The 5,252-nt window shown below is 52.3% G+C and carries 2 tRNA genes and 2 rRNA genes; all 4 read left to right on the top strand.

The window, feature by feature from the left end:
* Window positions 1-40: 40 nt before the first annotated feature.
* The 4 genes from NJR55_RS02440 (at window position 41) to NJR55_RS02455 (ending at window position 5,199) form a co-directional block, all read left to right on the top strand.
* Window positions 41-1,583: ribosomal RNA gene (locus tag NJR55_RS02440) — 16S ribosomal RNA — on the top strand.
* Between the two features lie 65 nt (window positions 1,584-1,648).
* Window positions 1,649-1,725 (top strand) — tRNA-Ile (locus tag NJR55_RS02445).
* A gap of 259 nt (window positions 1,726-1,984) precedes the next feature.
* Window positions 1,985-2,060, top strand: a tRNA-Ala gene (locus tag NJR55_RS02450).
* Between the two features lie 251 nt (window positions 2,061-2,311).
* Window positions 2,312-5,199, top strand: a 23S ribosomal RNA gene (locus NJR55_RS02455).
* The 16S and 23S rRNA genes sit together here with 2 tRNA genes alongside, the layout of an rRNA operon.
* Window positions 5,200-5,252 lie beyond the last annotated feature (53 nt).

Here is a 5,252-nt window from a genome sequence, read left to right on the forward strand (position 1 = left end):
AGCAAAAACGCGTAATTCATTGAGTTGATTGAACTACTTTTAATTGAAGAGTTTGATCATGGCTCAGATTGAACGCTGGCGGCAGGCCTAACACATGCAAGTCGAGCGGTAACAGAGAGAAGCTTGCTTCTCTGCTGACGAGCGGCGGACGGGTGAGTAATACTTGGGAATTTGCCTTTAGGCGGGGGACAACCACGGGAAACTGTGGCTAATACCGCATAATGTCTACGGACCAAAGTGGGGGACCTTCGGGCCTCACACCTAAAGATGAGCCCAAGCGGGATTAGCTAGTTGGTGGGGTAAAGGCTCACCAAGGCGACGATCCCTAGCTGTTCTGAGAGGATGATCAGCCACACTGGGACTGAGACACGGCCCAGACTCCTACGGGAGGCAGCAGTGGGGAATATTGCACAATGGGGGAAACCCTGATGCAGCCATGCCGCGTGTGTGAAGAAGGCCTTCGGGTTGTAAAGCACTTTCAGCGACGAGGAAGGGTGTTGTGTTAATAGCGCAGCACATTGACGTTAGTCGCAGAAGAAGCACCGGCTAACTCCGTGCCAGCAGCCGCGGTAATACGGAGGGTGCAAGCGTTAATCGGAATTACTGGGCGTAAAGCGTACGTAGGCGGCGTGTTAAGCAAGATGTGAAAGCCCCGGGCTCAACCTGGGAATTGCATTTTGAACTGGCATGCTAGAGTCCTGAAGAGGGTGGTAGAATTTCCAGTGTAGCGGTGAAATGCGTAGATATTGGAAGGAATACCGGTGGCGAAGGCGGCCACCTGGTCAGAGACTGACGCTGAGGTACGAAAGCGTGGGGAGCAAACAGGATTAGATACCCTGGTAGTCCACGCCGTAAACGATGTCAACTAGTTGTTCGTGTCATTAAGACGTGAGTAACGCAGCTAACGCACTAAGTTGACCGCCTGGGGAGTACGGCCGCAAGGTTAAAACTCAAATGAATTGACGGGGGCCCGCACAAGCGGTGGAGCATGTGGTTTAATTCGATGCAACGCGAAGAACCTTACCATCCCTTGACATCCAGTGAATTTTCCAGAGATGGATTAGTGCCTTCGGGAACACTGAGACAGGTGCTGCATGGCTGTCGTCAGCTCGTGTTGTGAGATGTTGGGTTAAGTCCCGCAACGAGCGCAACCCTTATCCTTAGTTGCCAGCACGTAATGGTGGGAACTCTGGGGAGACTGCCGGTGATAAACCGGAGGAAGGTGGGGACGACGTCAAGTCATCATGGCCCTTACGGGATGGGCTACACACGTGCTACAATGGCGCATACAAAGGGCAGCAAGCCAGCGATGGCAAGCGAATCTCATAAAGTGCGTCGTAGTCCGGATTGGAGTCTGCAACTCGACTCCATGAAGTCGGAATCGCTAGTAATCGTGGATCAGAATGCCACGGTGAATACGTTCCCGGGCCTTGTACACACCGCCCGTCACACCATGGGAGTGGGCTGCACCAGAAGTGGTTAGTTTAACCTTCGGGAGAACGATCACCACGGTGTGGTTCATGACTGGGGTGAAGTCGTAACAAGGTAGCCGTAGGGGAACCTGCGGCTGGATCACCTCCTTACAAAACAGCTTACGGACGTAAGTGTCCACACAGTTTGCAGGCTTGATATAGAAAGAGAAGAAACTGGGTCTGTAGCTCAGCTGGTTAGAGCGCACCCCTGATAAGGGTGAGGTCGGCAGTTCAAGTCTGCCCAGACCCACCATTTCTGCGGTTATGCTGCGTTGTTCGGGTACTCGCATACTGATGTATGCTTCGCACCCTCTCGCCTTGCCTAACCTTGAAATCCCCTTGTCAGGGCTGCCGCGATGTTGAGAAGAGGGTTTTCCCCGATGTCAGCACGCGCAGCATGAAGCTTTGAGAGCAAGGCGCACGTTGAGTGATTGAAGGAGCATACCTCGATGGTATGTGACTGATTGAACGAATCGCGCAACGCCGCTATCGAAGCTTCAGGCAAGCATTCTGGGGCCATAGCTCAGCTGGGAGAGCGCCTGCCTTGCACGCAGGAGGTCAGCGGTTCGATCCCGCTTGGCTCCACCATTTCTTCTTCTCTTGATGCAGCCTGACGTTCACGTCAGGAGCGATGGTTAGCGTTAAGCACTCTTAAGAAAGAGTTTTTACCGGTAACTAAGCGTTACATGCTCTTTAACAACATGGAAAGCTGATTGTAATATTTATAAGTAAGAATGCCACTCTACTTGAACAAACTGATTTGGTAGAGGCGTATCGAACTTGTGTACAGCGAGAACAAACAATCTTGGTCACGTATGCCAGACACCTTCGGGTTGTATGGTTAAGTGACTAAGCGTACACGGTGGATGCCTAGGCAGTTGGAGGCGATGAAGGACGTACTAACTTGCGATAAGCCATGATAAGCCAGTAAGAGGCATTTGAGTCATGGATTTCCGAATGGGGAAACCCACTCTGTTTACAGAGTATCCGGCACTGAATCAATAGGTGCCAGGAAGCGAACCCGGAGAACTGAAACATCTAAGTACCCGGAGGAAAAGAAATCAACCGAGATTTCCCCAGTAGCGGCGAGCGAACGGGAAGCAGCCCTTAAGCTTAACTTGTGCTAGCAGAATCCGATGGGAAGCGGAGCCACAGACGGTGAGAGCCCGGTATGTGACGGTGCATGATAAGTGAAATCGAGTAGGTCGGGACACGTGATATCCTGACTGAATATGGGGGGACCATCCTCCAAGGCTAAATACTCCCAACTGACCGATAGTGAACCAGTACCGTGAGGGAAAGGCGAAAAGAACCCCGGCGAGGGGAGTGAAACAGAACCTGAAACCGTGTACGTACAAGCAGTAGGAGCGGACGTGTTCCGTGACTGCGTACCTTTTGTATAATGGGTCAGCGACTTATATTCTGTAGCAAGGTTAACCGTATAGGGAAGCCGTAGGGAAACCGAGTCTTAACTGGGCGTTGAGTTGCAGGGTATAGACCCGAAACCGGGCGATCTAACCATGAGCAGGTTGAAGATTGAGTAACATCAATTGGAGGACCGAACCCACTAATGTTGAAAAATTAGGGGATGACTTGTGGCTAGGAGTGAAAGGCTAATCAAGCCCGGAGATAGCTGGTTCTCCCCGAAATCTATTTAGGTAGAGCCTCGGACGAATACCATTGGGGGTAGAGCACTGTTTGGGCTAGGGGGTCATCCCGACTTACCAACCCCATGCAAACTCCGAATACCAATGAGTACTATCCGGGAGACACACGGCGGGTGCTAACGTCCGTCGTGAAGAGGGAAACAACCCAGACCGCCAGCTAAGGTCCCGAAGTTATGGCTCAGTGGGAAACGATGTGGGAAGGCAGAGACAGCTAGGAGGTTGGCTTAGAAGCAGCCATCCTTTAAAGAAAGCGTAATAGCTCACTAGTCGAGTCGGCCTGCGCGGAAGATGTAACGGGGCTAAGCCATACACCGAAGCTGCGGCTGCATACTTTGTATGCGGGGTAGGGGAGCGTTCTGTAAGTGGGTGAAGGTGGTTCGAGAGGACTGCTGGACATATCAGAAGTGCGAATGCTGACATGAGTAACGATAATGGGAGTGAAAAACTCCCACGCCGGAAGACCAAGGTTTCCTATCCCATGCTAATCAGGGTAGGGTAAGTCGGCCCCTAAGGCGAGGCGGAAACGCGTAGTCGATGGAAAACAGGTCAATATTCCTGTACCGATGTTCATTGCGATGGGGGGACGGAGAAGGCTAGGTGAGCCGGGCGTTGGTAGTCCCGGTGAAAGTGCGTAGGCTGAGGACTTAGGTAAATCCGGGTCCTTAAGGCCGAGACACGAGACGAGTACCCACGGGTGCGAAGTCATTGATGCCATGCTTCCGGGAAAAGCCTCTAAGCTTCAGATGAACATTGACCGTACCCCAAACCGACACAGGTGGTCAGGTAGAGAATACTAAGGCGCTTGAGAGAACTCGGGTGAAGGAACTAGGCAAAATAGTACCGTAACTTCGGGAGAAGGTACGCCACTGGTGGTGATTGACTTCGCGTCATGAGCTGCTGGTGGTCGCAGTGACCAGGTGGCTGGGACTGTTTATTAAAAACACAGCACTGTGCTAACACGAAAGTGGACGTATACGGTGTGACACCTGCCCGGTGCCGGAAGGTTAATTGATGGGGTTAGTTTTCGGACGAAGCTCTTGATCGAAGCCCCGGTAAACGGCGGCCGTAACTATAACGGTCCTAAGGTAGCGAAATTCCTTGTCGGGTAAGTTCCGACCTGCACGAATGGTGTAACCATGGCCACGCTGTCTCCACCCGAGACTCAGTGAAATTGAAATCGCAGTGAAGATGCTGTGTACCCGCGGCTAGACGGAAAGACCCCGTGAACCTTTACTACAGCTTGGCACTGAACATTGAACCTACATGTGTAGGATAGGTGGGAGGCTTAGAAGCGTTGGCGCTAGTTGACGTGGAGCCATCCTTGAAATACCACCCTTGTATGTTTGATGTTCTAACATTGGCCCCTTATCGGGGTTGTGGACAGTGCCTGGTGGGTAGTTTGACTGGGGCGGTCTCCTCCCAAAGAGTAACGGAGGAGCACGAAGGTTGGCTAAGTACGGTCGGACATCGTACGGTTAGTGCAATGGCAGAAGCCAGCTTAACTGCGAGACAGACACGTCGAGCAGATACGAAAGTAGGTCATAGTGATCCGGTGGTTCTGAATGGAAGGGCCATCGCTCAACGGATAAAAGGTACTCCGGGGATAACAGGCTGATACCGCCCAAGAGTTCATATCGACGGCGGTGTTTGGCACCTCGATGTCGGCTCATCACATCCTGGGGCTGAAGTCGGTCCCAAGGGTATGGCTGTTCGCCATTTAAAGTGGTACGCGAGCTGGGTTTAGAACGTCGTGAGACAGTTCGGTCCCTATCTGCCGTGGGCGTTTGAGAGTTGAGAGGAGCTGCTCCTAGTACGAGAGGACCGGAGTGGACGAACCTCTGGTGTTCGGGTTGTCACGCCAGTGGCATTGCCCGGTAGCTACGTTCGGAATCGATAACCGCTGAAAGCATCTAAGCGGGAAGCGAGCCTCAAGATAAGCTGTCACTAGCACTTAGAGTGCTCTGAAGGGTTGTTGGAGACTACAACGTTGATAGGCGGGGTGTGGAAGCGTAGTAATGCGTTGAGCTAACCCGTACTAATTGCCCGTGAGACTTAACCATACAACACCCAAGGTGTTTGGGACGTTACGCACAAGCGAGCGACTTTACCGAAT

It is taken from the genome of Idiomarina rhizosphaerae (genome assembly GCF_024159085.1).
GTDB lineage: Bacteria > Pseudomonadota > Gammaproteobacteria > Enterobacterales > Alteromonadaceae > Idiomarina > Idiomarina rhizosphaerae.